Raw genomic sequence first — 18,244 nt, forward strand, 5'->3', positions numbered from 1 at the left:
GCGGCGCCGGAGCAGCACCGCCTTCCATGAACCCGGCCCATCTCCAACACTACGAACCGACCGGAGTACCCCGCTTGTGAACATCGGCATCGTCAACGACCTCCCGCTTGCCGTGGAGGCGATGCGGCGCGCGATCGCGCGCCGGCCCGAGCATCGCGTGCTGTGGGTCGCGACCGACGGCGCGCAGGCCGTCGAACTGTGCGCCGCGCAGCCTCCCGACGTCGTGCTGATGGACCTGATCATGCCGAAGTTCGACGGGATCGAGGCGACGCGGCGGATCATGCGCTCCGGCCGCCCGTGCGCGATCCTGATCGTGACGAGCTGCATCGGCGCGAACGCGTGGCGCGTGTTCGAAGCGATGGGCGCCGGCGCGCTCGACGCGGTCGACACGCCGCGCCTCGGCGAAGGCGCGGCCGGCGACACCGCGCGCCTGCTGCTCGCGAAGATCGACCAGATCGGCCGCCTGCTCGACGCGCCCGGCGGCGTCCGCGCGCCCGGCACGCCCGTCCGCACCGGCGGCGGGCCGCTGATCGCGATCGGCGCGTCCGCCGGCGGCCCCGGCGCGCTCGCGTCGATTCTCGGCAGCCTGCCGGCCGACTTCACTGCGCCGATCGTGATCGTGCAGCACGTCGACCGCGCGTTCGCCGAAGGAATGGCCCAATGGCTCGACGGCCAGACCTCGCTGACCGTACGCGTCGCGCGCGAAGGCGACCGCCCGCAGCCGGGCGTCGCGCTGCTTGCCGCGACCGACGATCACCTGCGCATCACGCGCGCCGGCACGCTCGAATACACCCGCGAGCCGGCCGCCACGCCGTACCGGCCGTCGGTCGACGTGTTCTTCAACAGCCTGACCGAGCACTGGCCGGGCCGCGTGATCGGCGTGCTGCTGACGGGCATGGGTCGCGACGGCGCGATCGGCCTGAAGGCGCTGCGGATGAAGGGCTACCATACGATCGCGCAAGACGAGGCGACGAGCGCCGTCTACGGGATGCCGAAAGCGGCCGCGACGCTCGGCGCCGCACGCGCGATCCTGCCGCTCGAGCGCATCGCGGGCGAGCTGGCGGCACTCGCGCGGATCTGAGCCTGAAGAATGGATGAAACCCTGCCACACCCATCGCAGCCATGGCGCGACCCTGCATCAATCATGACTAGCGACCTCACCCGCCCACCCGGCGGCCTGCATGCGGTGTTCGACGCCGCGCACGTGCCGCCCACGCCGCACGCCGACGCTCCCGTGATGGTCCTGCTGGTCGACGACCAGACGATCGTCGCGGAAGCCGTGCGGCGCGCGCTCGTCGACGAGGAAGGCATCGACTTCCACTACTGTCCGCGTTCGGACGACGCGCTGGCCACCGCGATCGAGACACGGCCGACCGTGATCCTGCAGGATCTCGTGATGCCCGGCACCGACGGGCTGAGCCTCGTGAAGGCGTACCGCGCGAATCCGGCGACCCGCGACGTGCCGATCATCGTGCTGTCGACGCAGGAAGAGCCGATCATCAAGAGCGCCGCGTTCGCGATCGGCGCAAACGACTACCTCGTGAAACTGCCCGACCGCATCGAGCTCGCCGCGCGGATCCGCTACCACTCGCGCTCGTACATGAACCTGCTGCAGCGCGACGAGGCCTATCGCGCGCTGCGGCAATCGCAGCAGCAATTGCTCGAGGCCAACCTCGAACTGCGGCGCCTCACGCATTCGGACGGCCTGACCGGGCTGTCGAACCGGCGCTATCTCGACGAATACCTGGCCGCCGAATGGCGGCGCGGCGCGCGCGAGCGCAGCGAGCTGTCGCTGCTGATGATCGACGTCGACAACTTCAAGCTGTACAACGACACCTACGGGCACGTATCGGGCGACAGCGTGCTCAAGCAGGTCGCGTCGACCATCGAGCGCTGTCTCGGGCAGTCCGGCGATCTCGCCGCACGCTTCGGCGGCGAGGAATTCGCGGTGGTGATGCCGGTCACGTCGCCAGGCGCGGCGCGGCTGCTCGGCGAGAAGATCCGGCTCGCGATCGAGGCGCTGCGGCTCGAGCACGCGCATTCGTCGACGGGCCGCTACGTGACGATCAGCATCGGCGGCGCGAGCATCGTGCCGGCCCCCGGCCTGCCGACGACGGCGCTGATCGAAGCGGCCGACCGCGCGCTGTATCGCGCGAAGCACGACGGCAAGAACCGCGTCGAGATCGATGCGCGGCCCGCGCAGCCCGTCCCGCCGTTCGGCGGCGGCTTCGACTGAGCGCCGGCGCCGGCGCGGCGCCTACATGGTGGCGAGCCGGCGCGCGTAGTCGGTCGGGTCGAGCGGCCGGCCGAACAGGTAGCCCTGCTGCATGTCGCAACCGATCTGCCGCAGGAACCACGACTGCGCCTCGGTCTCGACACCTTCCGCGGTGACCTTCATCCCGAGCGAATGCGCCATCGCGACGACGGCCTGCGTGATCGCGACGGAATCGCGATGATCGGGCACGCCCGACACGAACGAGCGGTCGACCTTCAGGTTGTGCAACGGAAAGCGTTTCAGGTACGCGAGCGACGAATAGCCGGTGCCGAAATCGTCGACCGAGATCCGCACGTTCATGTCCGTCAGCGCCTCGAGCATCGGCAGCACGGTGTCCGTGTCGTTCATCAGCAGTCCTTCGGTAATCTCGAGTTCGAGCGCGCCCGGATCGAGCCGCGTCTGCGCGAGGCAGCGCTCGACCGACTCGACGAGCCCTTCGTGGAACTGCCGCGGTGACAGGTTGACCGCCACCATCAGGTCGGGCGCGATGGTGCGGCGCCATTCGGCGGCCTGCCGGCAGGCGGTTTCGAGCACCCACTGGCCGATCGCGACGATGAGCCCCGTGTCTTCCGCGACCGGGATGAACTCCGCCGGCGACATCGGACCGAGCTCGGGGCTCGTCCAGCGCAGCAGCGCTTCGGCGCCGACCGTGCGGCCGCTGCGCGCGTCGACGACCGGCTGGTACGCGAGCCGTAGCGCGTCCGACGCGAGCGCGCGCCGCAGCGACTGCTCGATCGCGAAGCGGCGCTGCAGGCGCAGGTTCAGCTGCGCGGTGAAGAACGTGTAGTGGTTGCGGCCGCGCTGCTTCGCGTCGTACATCGCCGAATCGGCGTTGCGCATCAGCGTGACCGCATCGTCGCCGTCGCGCGGCGCGACGCTGATCCCGATCGATACGCCGAGCCAGTACTCGTTGTTCGCGATCGCAAACGGCTTTGCGATCGTGTCGATCACCTCGTTCGCCAGCACGGCCAGCTCGTCGGGATCGTCGCAGTCGTCGACCAGGATCACGAACTCGTCGCCGCCGACGCGCGTAAGCGCGTGCCGGCCGCCGCCGCACGCCGAGAGCCGCGCGGCGACGCTGCGCAGCAGCGCGTCTCCCGCGTCGTGGCCGGCCGTGTCGTTGACCTTCTTGAAACCGACGAGATCGATGAACAGGATCGCGACGCGCGCGGGCCCGTCCGCCGCATCGCGCGCGCCGAACAGCTCGCGCATCCGGTCGGACAACCAGCGTCGGTTGTAGAGCCCCGTCAGCGCATCGCGCGTCGCCAGGTAGCGAAGTTGCTGCTGCGCTTCGCGCACGGGGCCGATGTCGTGGAACGACACGAGCACCGATTCGGGCTCCGTCTCGCCCGGCTTCACGATCGGCACCGCGTTGCCGCGCACCCAGATGATGGCGCCGTCCGCGAGCCCGAAGCCGACCGAGTAGTCGAGCATCGGCGTGGCGGTGCTGAACGCGAGCCGGCTCGGCCAGTCGTCCGGCGGGAGCGGCGTACCGTCCTCGCGCAGCTTGTACAGGACCACCGTCGACAGCCGGCGGCCGACGAGCTCGCCCGTCACGCGCATCATCCGGTTGGCGCTCGGGTTGCTCGCGATCACCACGCCGTCGCGCGACACGACGAGGATGCCTTCGTTCAGGCTATTGACGACCAGGCGGTGGTGTTCCTCGCTGCGTGCGAGCTGTCGCGCGATCGAGTCCTGGTGGACCGCGAGGCCGACGCTGTTGCCGATATCGCGCAGCAGGTCGGTTTCCTCGTCGCTCGGCCGCCGCGACGTGCGGTGATAGACGGCGAACGCGCCGAGCACGGTGCCCGTGTCGTCCAGAAACGGCACCGACCAGCACGCGCGCAAGCCGAGCGGCAACGCGATCGAACGAAATGCTGCCCACAGCGGATCGGTTTCGATGTCCTCGACGGCGACCATCCGGCGCTCGTACATCGCCGTGCCGCACGAGCCGGCGGCGGGCCCGATCGACGCGCCTTCGATCGCGGCGCTGTACTGCGCGGGCAGCGACGGTGCGGCGCCGACGTGCACGTGCACGCCGTCCGCGTCGAGCAGCAGGATCGTGCACGACGCCCCCTCGCCGAGCAGTGCCTCGGCGCGCCGGCACACCTCGACGAGCAGTTCCGGCAGCGGTGTGTTGCGCGTGATCAGCCTCAGCACGCTTTGCTCGGACGCGAGGACTTCCGCTGCGAGGCCGAGGCTGTAGCGAGAACTTTGCGGTTCGGTATTCAAGATGAACCCTGCCGTCAGTTCGACCGGGTCTGATGCGCCCGATTCGTAATCGATTCTTCGTGCCGTGTATCGCCCCGGATTGACTCGCCCCCGGTGCGCCCCCAATCGCGCGCCAGCCAAGGCACGCCAACGTACATTTAACACCAATCCGCGCCCGCCAGCGTATCCGCACGCATCAGGGGTTTACGCGCGGTGCGTCCAGCGTGCCGGCCGGGCCAGATTCATCAGATGAATTCGGCACGCAGAACCGGGCGGCCGCCATCAGTCCTTGCGGATGTGTTCGGCAAGGAAGTCGATCAGCAGCCGCACGCGCGGCAGCAGCCCGCGTCGCGACGGAAACACCGCGTGAATCACGCCGCCCTTCGGCGCCCATCCCGGCAGCACGTCGATCAGCGTGCCGTCGCGCAGGTCGTCCTCGACGACCATGCACGGCAGCTGCACGATCCCGACGCCGTGAACCGCCGCGTCGCGTAGCGCGTGCATGTCGTCGGAGATGTAGCGCGGGTGGTGACGCAGTTGTGCCTGCTCGCCGTTCGGCCCGACCAGTTGCCACACGTGATGGCGCGCGGGCCCCCAGTCGAGGCTCGGCTCGCCGGCCAGCTCGGCCGGGTCCGTCGGCACGGTGCGCCCGTCCAGCCAGTGCGGCGCGGCGACCAGCCGCTGCGGGCTGTCGCCGAGGATGCGCATCACCAGGTCGCTGTCCTCCAGCGGCGGGAAGCGCACGCGCAGCGCGAGGTCGAAGCCCTCGCTCAGCAGGTCGACGCGACGGTTCGTCGCTTCGAGATGCACCTGCACGTCCGGATGGACCGCCATGAAGCGCGCGACCAGTTCGCTCACCCGATATTCGAGCAGCGCGGTCGGGCAACTCACGCGCACGATGCCGCGCGGCTCCGCATGCCGGCGCTCGATCACCTCGCGTGCCGCGTCGGCTTCGACCAGCACCGCGAGGCAGCGCTCGTAAAACTCACGGCCGGTTTCCGTGACCGTGAAATGACGCGTGGTCCGCTGCAGCAGCCGCACGTCGTATTGCGCTTCCAGCGCGGCGACGCGCCGGCTCAGCGTCGATTTCGGGACATCCAGCGCGCGCCCCGCCTGGGTGAATCCGCCGTGCTCGACCACCTTCACAAAATAGTAGAGGTCGTTCAGGTCATTCATGATTGTTCCATTCATAGAACACTGACGGCATTCTAAGGGACTGGATAGTCGGTTGTTGCGCGAATAGCATCTTTCTTCGATGTGGATCGAGTTTGTCGCGGCGACCGGAAATTTTCCCGAACGGGTCCCTCGCGCGCCGAACCGATTGACTAAGCTTGGAGCATTCGCCCGCGGCGCACTCGCAGCCGGACGTTTGCGACAGCACGGGCGCACCGCCGCGACGACGATCCCGACGCCGCGGCCGCCCCACCCTGGACCCTCGGGATTTTTCTCACTTCCTGCTCTGTCTCTGGAGGCAACCATGGCAAGCGAACCGATTCGCGATCCCGCGAACGACCACCTGCTCACCCCGCAGAACGCGGCGTTCATCGTCATCGATTACCAGCCGGTCCAGGTGAACTCCATCGCATCGATGGATCGCCAGCTGCTGATCAACAACATCGTCGGTGCATCGAAGGCCGCGGTCGCGTACAACCTGCCGATCGTCCACTCGACCGTCAACGTGCAGACCGGCCTGAACAAGCCGCCGATCCCGCAACTGCGCGCCGCGCTCGAAGGCTATCCGACCTACGACCGCACCAGCATCAACTCGTGGGAAGACGTCGAGTTCCGCAAGGCCGTCGAAGCCACCGGCCGCAAGAAACTGATCATGACCGCGCTGTGGACCGAGGCGTGCCTGACCTTCCCGGCGCTCGACGCGCTGAAGGCCGGCTACGAGGTCTATGTGGTCGTCGACGCGGTCGGCGGCACGTCGGTCGCCGCGCACGAAGCCGCGCTGCGCCGCATCGAGCAGGCCGGCGGCCAGATGATCAGCGTCGCGCAGCTGTTCTGCGAACTGCAGCGCGACTGGGCCCGCAGCGCAACCGTCCCGGCGTTCATCAACCTGTTCATCGAAACCGGCGGCACCGCAGGCATCCAGTTCTCGTACGACAAGAGCTGATTCCGGCCGGCACGCGATTGCGGTAAATACGGCGCGAATACGGCGCACGTCGAAGCCGCAAGCGTGCACCCCGCAGCACACCGAGCGCCCCGCCCGAGCCGACCGGCCCGGGCGGGGCGCGCGTCATCGGACTCAGACCACGTGGTAGCTCGCCGACGGGTAAGCCGTCTCCAGGGCCTGCCTGAGCGCCGCATCGGACGCGGTAGCCGACGTGAAGACGGCCGTCGTGGTGCTCGCGGTGTAGGCCAGCGCCACGGCCCACGCCGGATGGTCCTCGTTGAGGTTGTCGCGCGTGGCTTCCGCGCTGAGCTGGCTCGGGCCGCCGCCCGGATTGAACCCGTAGACTGAGATGGTCGGCATGGCATGTCCTTGTCGGTTGGTGGAGGAACGCCACCGGCACGCACCGGCGACAAGGCCAGCGTAGGCGCCGCGCTCGCGGGCCGGAATGTGCCGGAAGTCAGGGTCGAAGACCCGTGACCGGGGCTGGCACGCCGGCTTGTCCCGCTCGCGATCGATGCGCGACGCCGCATCGTCGATGCCGCGCCGCGCGCTTCAGCGGCCAGCCGCGTGTGCGAATACGTGATCCAATGTCATTCGAACCGGCGTCGCGCGTTGCGGCAACGCAGCGCTGCGCGTCCCCATCGACCGACCTGCACGGAATCCCATGACGAACCCTGCCGACATCAAGGCGCTCGTTTTCGATGTATTCGGAACGATCGTCGACTGGAGAAACGGCGTCGCGCGCGATGCCGCCGCATTCCTGGCGCGCCATGCGCCGGATCTCGATCCGTTCGCATTCGCCGATACGTGGCGGCGCGAGTATTCGCCGTCGATGGAGGAAATCCGCAGCGGGCGCAGGCGCTACGTGCGGCTCGACGTGCTGCATCGCGAGAACCTCGTGCGCACGCTCGACCGCTACGGCATCGACGGCGTGCCCGACGCGGAGATCGACGCGCTCAACCTCGCATGGCACCGGCTCGATCCGTGGCCCGATTCCGTCACCGCGCTGCATCGGCTGAAGCAGCGCTACGTGATCGCGCCGCTGTCGAACGGCAATATCCGGCTGATGATCGACGTCGCGAAACATGGGGGGCTGCCGTGGGACGCGATTCTCGGCGCCGAAGTCGCCCATGCGTACAAGCCGTCGCCGAAGGTCTATACCGACGCGGTCGAGATCCTCGGCGTCGAGCCGGCCGAGCTGTGCCTGGTCGCCGCGCACAACGGCGATCTCGCGGCCGCGCGGCAGCTCGGGCTGTCGACCGCGTTCGTGCTGCGGCCGACCGAACATGGGCCGAACCAGACGACGGACCTGAAGGCCGACGATGCGTGGGACTTCGACGTCAAGGACCTGCACGAACTTGCGGAGCGGCTCGGTTGCGCGGGCTAAGTGTCAGCGGCGCATGACGACGCGCCGGCGCTCGCGATACCTGGCGGACGGGACGGCTGGTCGCTGCGCCCGCCCGCGCCACCGGCGCTGTGCCGCCACGTTCGTCATCCGCTAATCCGGATCCCCGACGAATCGAAGCCGCTCCGACTCCCCCATCAACAATGCCCGGTTCGCGTCCGCCGCCGCGCGCAGGTAATCCCACAGCGCCGTCACGCGCCGCAGCTTGCGCAAATCTTCGCGGCAGGTCAGCCAGAAGCAGCGCGTGACGACCACCTCATCCGGCAGCACCGGCACGAGCGCCGGCTGCGTGGCCGCCATGAAGCACGGCAGGATCGCCAGCCCGCCGCCCTGCAGCGCCGCGAACACCTGCGCGATCACGCTCGTCGTGCGCAGCCCGGCCGTCGCGCCGGGCACCGCGCGCTCCAGGTACAGCAATTCGCTGCTGAACGCGAGATCGTCGACGTAACTGATGAAGGCGTGCCGCGCGAGATCGTCGGTGCAGGTGATCGGCTCGTGGTTCGCCAGATACTCGCGCGTCGCATAGAGCCGCAACTGGTAGTCGCACAGCTTCGTGACCACGTAAGGCCCGCGCTCCGGCCGCTCGAGCGTGATCGCGAGGTCGGCCTCGCGCTTCGGCAGGTTCACGAAATGCGGGACCGGCAGCAGGTCGACCGTCACATGCGGATGGGCGACGCGGAACCGCGCGAGTTGCGGTGCGAGGAAAAAGCAGCCGAACCCTTCGGTCGACCCGATCCGCACGTGGCCCGACAGCGCCTCGCCGGTATTCGCGACCTGGTCGCACGCGGACTGCACGGTCGTCTCCATCGCGTCCGCGTAGGCGACGAGCCGCTGCCCCTCGGCCGTCAGCGTGAAGCCGCCGGAGCGCGACTTGTCGAACAGCAGCGTGCCCATCGCGGCCTCGAGCACGCGAATGCGCCGCGCGACGGTCGTGTAGTCGACGCCGAGCCGCTTCGCCGCGCCGCTCGCGCGCTGCGTGCGTGCGACCTCGAGGAAGAAACGCAGGTCGTCCCAGTTCAGGTTGCCGGAAACCGGCTCGGTGGCATATCGCATCGGCGGGAAAAAGGGCAGGAGTCTCCGGGCCGGCCGTCGATATGCATAAATGCACATCCAACCGGTTTTCTTGTCGGTACATCATGGATCTGCGCATAACTATACTCGACCGTGACCTGTGGACCACGAGCCACGGGCAATAAACACGGAGACACCATGCAGACCCGATCCACCCTCGATGAGCATGCAGCCGTCGCGGCACCGGCGCCCGCCCGCACCGCGCAGCACTACCTGCTGGCCGGCTGGGCCAGCATGGCCGGCACGACGATCGAGTGGTACGACTTCTTCCTCTACGGCACCGCCGCCGCGCTCGTGTTCAACCGCATCTTCTTTCCGTCGCTCGATCCGGTCGTCGGCACGCTCGCCGCGTTCGGCACGTTCGCGGTCGGCTTCATCGGCCGGCCGATGGGCGGCATCGTGTTCGGCCACTTCGGCGACCGCATCGGCCGCAAGTCGATGCTGATGATCACGCTGCTGCTGATGGGCGTGCCGAGCATGATCATCGGGCTGATCCCGTCGTACGACCGCATCGGCTACTGGGCCGCCGCGCTGCTGATCGCGATGCGCTTCCTGCAGGGGATGGCGGTCGGCGGCGAATGGGGCGGCGCGGTGCTGATGGCCGTCGAGCATGCGCCGAAGGGCCGCAAGGGGCTGTTCGGCAGCCTGCCGCAGACCGGCGTCGGGCTCGGGCTGATCCTGTCGTCGGTCGCGATGGCCGCGGTGGCCGCGCTGCCGGACGCCGACATGCTGTCGTGGGGCTGGCGCGTACCGTTCCTCGCGAGCATCGCGCTGGTCGGCCTCGGCTGGTTCATCCGCGCGAAGGTGCCCGAGTCGCCCGACTTCGAGAAGATGCAGCGCCAGGGCAAGGCCGAGAAGTCGCCGGTCACGGCCGCGCTGCGCCGCCATCCGCGCGAGGTACTGACGATCGTCGGCGCGCGCGCTGCCGAGAACACCTGGTTCTACATGGTCGTCACGTTCGCGCTCGCCTATGCGACGCAGCAGTTGCATCTGCCGAAGGCCGAGATGCTGCATGCGATCACGGCCGGCGCGGCGCTGTCGCTCGTCACGATGCCGCTGTGCGGCCACCTGAGCGACCGCATCGGCCAGCGCCGGATGTTCGCGATCGGCCTCGTGCTGATGTGCGCGTTCGCCGCGCCGTTCTTCATGATGCTCGGCACGCAACAGACGTCGCTCGCATGGTGGGCGATCGTGCTCGGCCTCGGCGTCGTGTTCCCGATTCTTTATGCCCCCGAGTCGCTGCTGTTCGCGCAGCAGTTCCCGGCGGAAATCCGCTACAGCGGCATCTCGCTGTCGGTGCAGCTCGCCGGCGTGATCGGCGGCGGCTTCGCGCCGATGATCGCGACGTCGCTGCTCAAGGCCGGCGGCGGCCAGCCTCACTACGTGATCGCGTACCTCGTCGGCTTCGGCGTGTTCGCGCTCGTGTGTACCGCATTGATGCGGCCGGCACGCGCTTGAGCGTCGCTCGACGCACCGGTCCGCATTTGCCCGATTTCAAGGTTCAGATCGACCTGCCGTCCGCCGTGCATGCACGCGCAGCGGGCGCAGGCCACCCTTTTTCTACGCACCATCGTTTCCCGGAGAGTTCCATGAACGCCGCAGTTCCCCAGACCACCCTCGCCCTGCCCACCGCCAAGCTGCTGATCGACGGCGCGTTCGTCGAGTCGCAAAGCGCCGAATGGGGCGACATCGTCAACCCCGCGACGCAGGAAGTGATCGGCCGCGTGCCGTACGCGACGCTCGACGAGGTCGATGCCGCGATCGCGTCTGCGCAGCGCGCGTTCCAGACCTGGAAGACGACGCCGATCGGCGCGCGGCTGCGCATCATGCTGAAGTTCCAGGACCTGGTGCGCCGCAATCTCGAACGGATCGCGCACACGCTGACCGCCGAGCAAGGCAAGACGCTGCCCGATGCGCAAGGCGACATCTTCCGCGGCCTCGAAGTGGTCGAGCATGCATGCTCGATCGGCACGCTGCAGCAAGGCGAATTCGCGGAGAACGTCGCGGGCGGCGTCGACACCTACACGCTGCGCCAGCCGATCGGCGTATGCGCCGGCATCACGCCGTTCAACTTCCCCGGGATGATCCCGCTGTGGATGTTCCCGATGGCGATCGTGTGCGGCAACACGTTCGTGCTGAAGCCGTCCGAACAGGATCCGCTGTCGACGATGCAGCTCGTCGAGCTCGCGATCGAGGCCGGCGTGCCGCAGGGCGTGCTGAACGTCGTGCATGGCGGCAAGACCGTGGTCGACCGCCTGTGCACGCATCCGGACATCAAGGCGATCTCGTTCGTCGGCTCGACGCGCGTCGGCACCCACGTGTACAACCTCGGCAGCCAGCACGGCAAGCGCGTGCAGTCGATGATGGGCGCGAAGAACCACGCGGTCGTGCTGCCCGACGCACACCGCGAGCAGTCGATCAACGCGCTGGTCGGCGCGGGCTTCGGCGCAGCCGGCCAGCGCTGCATGGCGACGTCGGTCGTCGTGCTGGTCGGCAAGGCGCGCGACTGGCTGCCGGATCTGGTCGAGAAGGCGAAGGCGCTGAAGGTCAACGCGGGCGCCGAAGCCGGCACGGACGTAGGCCCGGTCGTGTCGAAGGCGGCGAAGCAACGCATCCTGTCGCTGATCGACGCGGGCGTGAAGGAAGGCGCGACGCTGTTGCTCGACGGCCGCGACGTGCAGGTGCCCGGCTACGAGCAGGGCAACTTCGTCGGCCCAACGATCTTCTCGGGCGTGACGACCGACATGTCGATCTATCAGGAAGAAATCTTCGGGCCGGTAGTGGTCGTGCTCGAAGCCGACACGCTCGACGATGCGATCGCGCTCGTCAACCGCAACCCGATGGGCAACGGCGTCGGCCTGTTCACGCAGAGCGGCGCGGCCGCGCGCAAGTTCCAGAGCGAAATCGACATCGGCCAGGTCGGCATCAACATCCCGATCCCGGTGCCGGTCCCCTACTTCAGCTTCACCGGCTCGCGCGGCTCGAAGCTCGGCGATCTCGGCCCGTACGGCAAGCAGGTCGTGCAGTTCTACACGCAGACCAAGACGGTCACCGCGCGCTGGTTCGACGACGACGCGACGGCCGGCGGCGTGAACACGACGATCGCGCTGCGCTGAGTGCGAAGGATGGGGCCGGACTAAGCGGTAAAGCGCCAAGTCCGGTCGACCGCGAAGCATGGGACCGGATTAAGCGCTAAAACGCCAAGTCCGGTCGACCGCAAAGCATGGGACCGGATTAAGCGCTAAAACGCCAAGTCCGGTCGACCGCAAAGCATGGGACCAGACTAAGCGCTAAAGCGCCAAGTCTGGTCGACCGCAAAGCATGGGACCAGACTAAGCGCTAAAGCGCCAAGTCTGGTCGACACGGAAACCTGGACATGGAAATTGCATTCATCGGACTCGGCAACATGGGCGGCCCCATGGCCGCCAACCTGCTCAAGGCCGGCCACGCGTTGACGGTATTCGACCTCGACGCGAACGCAGTCGACGCCGCAGTGCGCGCGGGCGCGACCGCGGCGGCCTCGCCGCGCGACGCGGCCGCCCGCGCGGTACTGGTCATCACAATGCTGCCGGCCGCGCAGCACGTGCGCGCCGTCTACCTCGGCGACGACGGCGTGCTGGCCGGCGCGCGCGCCGGCGCGACGTTCGTCGACTGCAGCACGATCGATCCGGGCACCGTGCGCGCAGTGGCCGACGCCGCCGCGCAACGCGACTTCCCGCTCGCCGACGCGCCGGTGTCGGGCGGCACCGGCGGCGCGCAGGCCGGCACGCTGACCTTCATGGTCGGCGCTCAGGCCGCGCTGTTCGAGCGCATCCGGCCGGTGCTGCTCGACATGGGGAAGAACGTCGTGCACTGCGGCGACACGGGCACCGGGCAGGTCGCAAAGATCTGCAACAACCTGCTGCTCGGGATCTCGATGATGGGCGTGTCGGAAGCAATGGCGCTCGGCGCCGCGCTCGGCATCGATCCGGCCGTGCTGGCCGGCATCATCAACACGTCGACCGGCCGCTGCTGGAGCTCGGATACGTACAACCCGTACCCGGGCGTAAACGACGCTGCGCCCGCCGCACGCGACTATGCGGGCGGTTTCGCCGCGAACCTGATGCTGAAGGATCTCGGGCTCGCAACCGAAGCCGCGCGTGGCGCACGGCAGCCGGTGTGGATGGGCGCGCTCGCGCAGCAGCTCTATCAGTCGATGAGTCAGCAGGGGCTCGGCGCGCTCGACTTCTCCGCGTGCGTGAAGCTGTACGAAGCGCAGCCCGCGTAACGCAGTCGACGGACGTGCACCGACCCGCGATGCCGGTCAACGGCATCGCGGGTCGGTTTGCATTCGGAGCAGCGCGGGCGCGGCAGTCGCGACCACGGGAGCGATACTTACCCGCGCGGGTTCGACGCCGTCTCGAAGGTCGGATGGCACTCGAACGCAAGTTCGGAGCGCGCGTCGACACGGCGGCCGCCGGTCAGCGACTCCTGCTTCAGGCTCGCGCGCATGCCGCGCTGCGTGCAGTAGCTGGCCGCCTCGTTGACGGCTTTTTCATGGGCGTCGGCCCACGTCGTCGACACGCCGACCGTACGCGTCGTCACGGTGAAGACGTTCGGGTTCGACGTCGCGGTCACGTCGGATGCGGTCGAACACGCGGCGAGCAAGCATGCAACAGTCGCGACGGTCAACCATCGCAGGGATCGAAAAGGCACGGAAATGGACATTGGGGGCAAGCGCGCGTCGATTCGACGGCATTGAGCAACATAGGCGACAGTATGCCTGCCCGATCGCCGGAGATCATGCCCTTTTCGGTGAACACATTGTTTCGAATGGTTAAACGATAGGCCAAGCCAGCAAGATTTACGGCCCGCAGCGCGCCCGTGGTTGCCCGGCGTGTCACTTTTTCCGGTTGCCGCGCGCTGCCGGGCAATCCACGGGCCATCCCCGGGCGAGCCGATGCACCGGTCAGTGCGGGCGCGTCGCGATCTGCGGCAGGATGCCGGACGGCCTGCTGTCGATGCCGGTCCGGGAATCGCTACAACGGTCCTTGCAGATCTTTCATGCGCACTGCATCGCACACGTGGGCCGCAACGCGCACGTGCTGCGCCGGCACGCTACCGTGATAGGCGGCGGGCGGCGGGCGCGCACCTGTTGCGCCCGCCATCCGCTCCCGCCGGTCAGCCGCCGCTCGCGCCCGTCGGCGCGGAAGCCGCGCCCGGCATGCTCGCCGCGCCGCCGGTCGTGCCGCTGTCGGCCCCGCTGCCGGCCGCGCCGCTGCCCGGCGTGCCCGACGGTGCGGCGGACGGCGCAGCCGACATGCCGCCCGTGGCGCTCGTGTCAGAACTCGCCCCGGTGCCGGTGTCGCTCTTCTTCTGACAGCCCGCACCCGCCGCCAGGCCGGCGATCAGGATGCCGGCGAAGACGGCTCGCGATAGGTGACGAAAGGAATATCGCTGCATGACACCTCCGCTGATGTCGATGTGGATGGAGCCCATTGACCCGCAATCGGCGTGCCTCCCGCTGTCGTCATCGCCGGTCGCACCCCATTCATTTTTCAAATGACGCCCAGCCGAATATTTAATTTCCCATCATCGCGACGGCCGCCCATACTCGCGAACAAATCGAGACATAACGTCCACGGCGGCCTGGCTGGTGCTGCGTGCACACGCTGCAGTTCGCGCCCCGTACATGGAAGGAGACAACGCGTGCAACTGGAAGCTACCCACCGCGCGGGCATCGTGCTCGGGGCGGACGACGCATTGCATCGAACCGATACGGCCGTGCGCGATCCCGCGCTGAGCCCGCGCCTGCACAATCACGACCTCGCGCCGACCAAGGCCGAGGGCCGGACCTGGGGCCGCTACAGCATCTTTGCGCTGTGGACCAACGACGTGCACAACATCGCGAACTACTCGTTCGCGATCGGGCTGTTCGCGCTCGGCCTGTCGGGCTGGCAGATGCTCGCATCGCTCGCGATCGGCGCGGTGCTCGTGTACTGCTTCATGAACCTCACCGGCTACATGGGCCAGAAGACCGGCGTGCCGTTCCCGGTGATCAGCCGGATGAGCTTCGGCATCTACGGCGCGCTGCTGCCCGCGATGATCCGCGCGGTGATCGCGATCGCATGGTTCGGTATCCAGACCTATCTCGCATCCGTCGTGCTGCGCGTGCTGCTCACCGCGATCTGGCCGGGCGTCGCCGCCTTCGACCAGGACGCGATCTTCGGGCTGTCGACGCTGGGCTGGATCACGTTCGTCGCGATCTGGCTCGTGCAGATCGGCATCCTCACGTACGGGATGGAGATGGTCCGCAAGTACGAAGGGCTCGCCGGCCCGATCATCCTCGTCACGACGCTGTCGCTCGCCGCATGGATGTTCAGCCGCACGGGCGGCCATCTCGCGATGTCGATCGGCAAGCCGATGACCGGCCTCAAGATGTGGACCGAGGTGTTCGCGGGCGGCTCGCTGTGGCTCGCGATCTACGGCACGCTGGTGCTGAACTTCTGCGATTTCGCGCGCTCGTCGCCGAGCGCGAAGACGGTGCGGGTCGGCAACTTCTGGGGCCTGCCGGTCAACATCCTGGTGTTCGCGACGATCAGCTTCGTGCTCGCGGGCGCGCAGTTCAAGCTGAATGGCCAGATCATCCACAGCCCGACGGAAATCATCGCGACGGTGCCGAACAAGCTGTTCCTCGTGCTCGGTTGCCTCGCGTTCCTGATCGTGACGGTCGCGGTGAACATCATGGCGAACTTCGTCGCGCCGGCCTTCGTGCTGACGAGCCTCGCGCCGCACCGCCTGACGTTCCGCCGCGCGGGCCTGATCAGCGCGACGGTCGCGGTGCTGATCCTGCCGTGGAACCTGTACAACAGCCCGATCGTGATCGTCTACTTCCTGTCCGGCCTCGGCGCGCTGCTCGGCCCGCTGTACGGGATCATCACGGTCGACTACTGGCTCGTGCGCAAGCAGCGCGTGAACGTGCCCGACCTGTACACCGAAGCGCCGACCGGCGCCTATTTCTACACGCGCGGCGTGAACCGCAAGGCGCTCGCGGCGCTCGTGCCGTCCGCGCTGATCTCGATCACGCTCGCCGTCGTGCCGGCCTTCAGCGCGATGACGCCGTTCTCCTGGCTGCTCGGCGCGGCCATCGCAGGCAGCGTCTACTGGCTGACGGCCGATCGCAAACGGCAATACGAGGAGCGCTCGGGCGAACACATCGCGGTCGCCTGTGCCCAACACTGAACGCAGTATACGGAGTGCACCGATGAGAATCCTGGTAGTCAACGTCAACACGACCGAATCGATCACCGACGCCATCGCCGCGCAGGCGCAGGCCGCCGCGTCGCCCGGCACGGAAATCGTCGGGCTGACGCCGCGCTTCGGCGCGGAGTCGGTCGAAGGCAACTTCGAGAGCTATCTGGCGGCAATCGCCGTGATGGATCGCGTGTTGAGCTACGAGGAACCGTACGATGCGGTAATCCAGGCCGGCTACGGCGAACACGGCCGCGAAGGGCTGCAGGAACTGCTGACGGTGCCCGTCGTCGACATCACCGAAGCCGCCGCGAGCGTCGCGATGCTGCTCGGCCATCGCTACTCGGTCGTCACGACGCTCGACCGCACGGTGCCGCTGATCGAGGATCGCCTGAAGCTCGCCGGGCTCGATGCACGCTGCGCGTCGGTGCGCGCGAGCGGTCTCGCGGTGCTCGAGCTCGAGGAGGACCCGGCCCGCGCGATCGAATCGATCGTCGGCCAGGCGCAGCGCGCGGTGAAGGACGATCACGCGGAAGTGATCTGCCTCGGCTGCGGCGGGATGGCCGGCCTCGACCGGCAGATCGAGGAATGCACGGGCGTGCCGGTGGTCGATGGCGTGTCGGCCGCGGTGGCGCTCGCCGAATCGCTGGTGCGGCTGAAGCTGAAGACGTCGAAGGTCCGCACCTATGCGCCGCCGCGTCCGAAGCGGATCGTCGGCTGGCCGGGCACCTTCGTCAAATGACGGGCCGCGGGAACGCGTAGCGACATGCGGGACGCACCGGCGCCGAACGGCCTTCCCCTCGACGCGTCCGACGCAAAGGGCGCGCTCGACGTGCTGGACGCGCGGCTGATGCGCATCCTGCTCGTGCTGCTCACCGAGCGCACCGTGTCGCGCGCGGCCGTGCGGCTCAACATGTCGCAGCCGGCGACGAGTGCCGCGCTCAAGCGTCTGCGCACGCTGCTCGGCGATCCGCTGCTGGTACGCAGCCGCTACGGGATGGTGCCGACCGAGTTCGGCGCGCGCCTGATCGAACCGCTGCGCAATGCGCTGCGCGTGATCGACTTCATCCGCATCCAGCAGCCGACGTTCGACGCGCACACGTCGGTGCGCACCTACCGGATCGGCTGCCCCGACTACCTGAACGTGCTGTTCGTGCCGAAGCTCGTCGCGCTGTTCCGCGAACGCGCACCGGACGCGCAGCTCGTGTTCCATCCGCTCGGCGACGGCTTCGACGACGAGCGCGCGCTCGCCGACGGCGAGCTCGACGTCGTGATCGACAACCGCCCTGCCCGCCTGTCGCGCTTCCGGCAGGACGACCTGTTCGACGATCGCGTCGTGTGCCTGATGCGCGCGACGCATCCGCTCGCGCGGCGCGGCGCGATGACGGCCGCCGAGTTCGCACAGGCGGCGCAGCTGTGCCCGACGCCGTCGTGGCTCGAAGCGTCCGGCGCGATCGACCGGCAGCTCGAACGCGTCGGCCTGCAGCGGCGCATCGTCGTCACGCTGCCGCATTTCGAACTTGCCGCGCACGCGCTCGTGCGCTCCGACCTGATCCTGACCACCACGTACCGGCTCGCGCGCCACTACGCGAAGCTGCTGCCGCTCGGCGCGGTCGCGCTGCCGGCCGAACCGCCGGACATCGTGTACCGGATGACCTGGAACGAATCGGGATCGTGCATCGACGGCGTGCGCTGGCTGCGCGGGCTGATCGCCGAAGCGACGCGCAGCTGGCTCGATGCGGAGGCCGCGCAACCAGCCGTCGCCGCGGTTGCCGCGACTGCGGATGCGCGGACGCCTGCGCCGACCGCCAACGACCCGCCCGAACCGCCGCGACGCACGCGCCGCCGCCAGGCAACGCATTGCGGCACGTCGGCGCGGCCGCGCGTCGCGCGCGCGGCGCGCATCCACCGGATCGCGACGAAGTCGCACTGACTG

The 18,244-nt window shown here is 68.4% G+C and carries 16 protein-coding genes; 10 read left to right on the forward strand and 6 right to left on the reverse strand.

All coding sequences use genetic code 11. From position 1 onward, the window contains the following. Window positions 1-76: 76 nt before the first annotated feature. Both GEM_RS22670 and GEM_RS22675 read left to right on the forward strand, forming a co-directional pair. Window positions 77-1,081 carry a chemotaxis response regulator protein-glutamate methylesterase gene (locus GEM_RS22670; protein ID WP_014899735.1) on the forward strand — a complete coding sequence of 335 codons (1,005 nt, stop codon included), beginning with the start codon at window positions 77-79 and terminating at the stop codon, window positions 1,079-1,081. 63 nt (window positions 1,082-1,144) lie between these two features. Next, window positions 1,145-2,236, forward strand: a complete 1,092-nt coding sequence (locus GEM_RS22675) for a diguanylate cyclase domain-containing protein (protein WP_014899736.1) — start codon at window positions 1,145-1,147, stop codon at window positions 2,234-2,236. A 21-nt stretch (window positions 2,237-2,257) separates the two neighbouring features. On the opposite strand, the gene GEM_RS22680 is transcribed toward GEM_RS22675, so the two are convergent. Together GEM_RS22680 and GEM_RS22685 are read right to left on the reverse strand one after the other, a co-directional pair. Continuing rightward, window positions 2,258-4,507 (reverse strand): putative bifunctional diguanylate cyclase/phosphodiesterase, encoded by a 2,250-nt coding sequence (locus GEM_RS22680; protein ID WP_014899737.1) that lies wholly within the window; start codon window positions 4,505-4,507, stop codon window positions 2,258-2,260. 261 nt (window positions 4,508-4,768) lie between these two features. Then, window positions 4,769-5,662, reverse strand: coding sequence for a LysR substrate-binding domain-containing protein (locus tag GEM_RS22685; protein ID WP_014899738.1), 894 nt, complete (start codon window positions 5,660-5,662; stop codon window positions 4,769-4,771). Between the two features lie 301 nt (window positions 5,663-5,963). Here GEM_RS22685 and GEM_RS22690 point away from each other — a divergent pair, with 301 nt between their 5' ends. Then, window positions 5,964-6,602: a hydrolase gene (locus GEM_RS22690; protein ID WP_014897373.1), complete on the forward strand. Its 639-nt coding sequence runs from the start codon at window positions 5,964-5,966 to the stop codon at window positions 6,600-6,602. A gap of 132 nt (window positions 6,603-6,734) precedes the next feature. Here GEM_RS22690 and GEM_RS22695 read toward each other — a convergent pair whose 3' ends face one another. Beyond that, the gene (locus GEM_RS22695) at window positions 6,735-6,962 is read right to left on the reverse strand and encodes a hypothetical protein (RefSeq protein WP_014899739.1); all 228 of its coding nucleotides are present in this window, start codon (window positions 6,960-6,962) and stop codon (window positions 6,735-6,737) included. 304 nt (window positions 6,963-7,266) lie between these two features. Between GEM_RS22695 and GEM_RS22700 the strand changes: the two genes are divergently transcribed. Next, complete coding sequence (locus tag GEM_RS22700; RefSeq protein WP_014899740.1) at window positions 7,267-7,989, forward strand: haloacid dehalogenase type II; 723 nt, start codon at window positions 7,267-7,269, stop codon at window positions 7,987-7,989. Window positions 7,990-8,100: 111 nt separating this feature from the next. On the opposite strand, the gene GEM_RS22705 is transcribed toward GEM_RS22700, so the two are convergent. After that, the gene (locus tag GEM_RS22705) at window positions 8,101-9,060 is read right to left on the reverse strand and encodes a LysR family transcriptional regulator (RefSeq protein ID WP_014899741.1); all 960 of its coding nucleotides are present in this window, start codon (window positions 9,058-9,060) and stop codon (window positions 8,101-8,103) included. 156 nt (window positions 9,061-9,216) lie between these two features. Between GEM_RS22705 and GEM_RS22710 the strand changes: the two genes are divergently transcribed. The 3 genes from GEM_RS22710 (at window position 9,217) to mmsB (ending at window position 13,345) form a co-directional block, all read left to right on the forward strand. Beyond that, the gene (locus tag GEM_RS22710; RefSeq protein ID WP_014899742.1) at window positions 9,217-10,536 is read left to right on the forward strand and encodes an MFS transporter; all 1,320 of its coding nucleotides are present in this window, start codon (window positions 9,217-9,219) and stop codon (window positions 10,534-10,536) included. Between the two features lie 131 nt (window positions 10,537-10,667). Next, complete coding sequence (locus GEM_RS22715) at window positions 10,668-12,194, forward strand: CoA-acylating methylmalonate-semialdehyde dehydrogenase (RefSeq protein WP_014899743.1); 1,527 nt, start codon at window positions 10,668-10,670, stop codon at window positions 12,192-12,194. Window positions 12,195-12,454: 260 nt separating this feature from the next. Next, window positions 12,455-13,345, forward strand: coding sequence for a 3-hydroxyisobutyrate dehydrogenase (gene mmsB / locus GEM_RS22720; protein ID WP_014899744.1), 891 nt, complete (start codon window positions 12,455-12,457; stop codon window positions 13,343-13,345). Between the two features lie 107 nt (window positions 13,346-13,452). Here mmsB and GEM_RS22725 read toward each other — a convergent pair whose 3' ends face one another. Both GEM_RS22725 and GEM_RS30415 read right to left on the reverse strand, forming a co-directional pair. Beyond that, window positions 13,453-13,785 carry a hypothetical protein gene (locus GEM_RS22725; RefSeq protein ID WP_014899745.1) on the reverse strand — a complete coding sequence of 111 codons (333 nt, stop codon included), beginning with the start codon at window positions 13,783-13,785 and terminating at the stop codon, window positions 13,453-13,455. A 453-nt stretch (window positions 13,786-14,238) separates the two neighbouring features. Continuing rightward, a complete protein-coding gene (locus tag GEM_RS30415; RefSeq protein ID WP_272148387.1) occupies window positions 14,239-14,556 on the reverse strand; it encodes a hypothetical protein in 318 nt (105 codons plus the stop codon). A gap of 210 nt (window positions 14,557-14,766) precedes the next feature. Here GEM_RS30415 and GEM_RS22735 point away from each other — a divergent pair, with 210 nt between their 5' ends. Genes GEM_RS22735 through GEM_RS22745 form a run of 3 tightly spaced genes read left to right on the forward strand, consistent with a single transcriptional unit; the run spans window position 14,767 to window position 18,241 of the window. Continuing rightward, window positions 14,767-16,299 (forward strand): NCS1 family nucleobase:cation symporter-1, encoded by a 1,533-nt coding sequence (locus GEM_RS22735; protein WP_014899747.1) that lies wholly within the window; start codon window positions 14,767-14,769, stop codon window positions 16,297-16,299. Window positions 16,300-16,321: 22 nt separating this feature from the next. Continuing rightward, window positions 16,322-17,050, forward strand: a complete 729-nt coding sequence (locus GEM_RS22740) for an aspartate/glutamate racemase family protein (protein ID WP_014899748.1) — start codon at window positions 16,322-16,324, stop codon at window positions 17,048-17,050. Window positions 17,051-17,074: 24 nt separating this feature from the next. Then, window positions 17,075-18,241, forward strand: a complete 1,167-nt coding sequence (locus tag GEM_RS22745; protein WP_014899749.1) for a LysR family transcriptional regulator — start codon at window positions 17,075-17,077, stop codon at window positions 18,239-18,241. Window positions 18,242-18,244: the final 3 nt, after the last annotated feature.

It is taken from the genome of Burkholderia cepacia GG4 (genome assembly GCF_000292915.1).
GTDB lineage: Bacteria > Pseudomonadota > Gammaproteobacteria > Burkholderiales > Burkholderiaceae > Burkholderia > Burkholderia cepacia_D.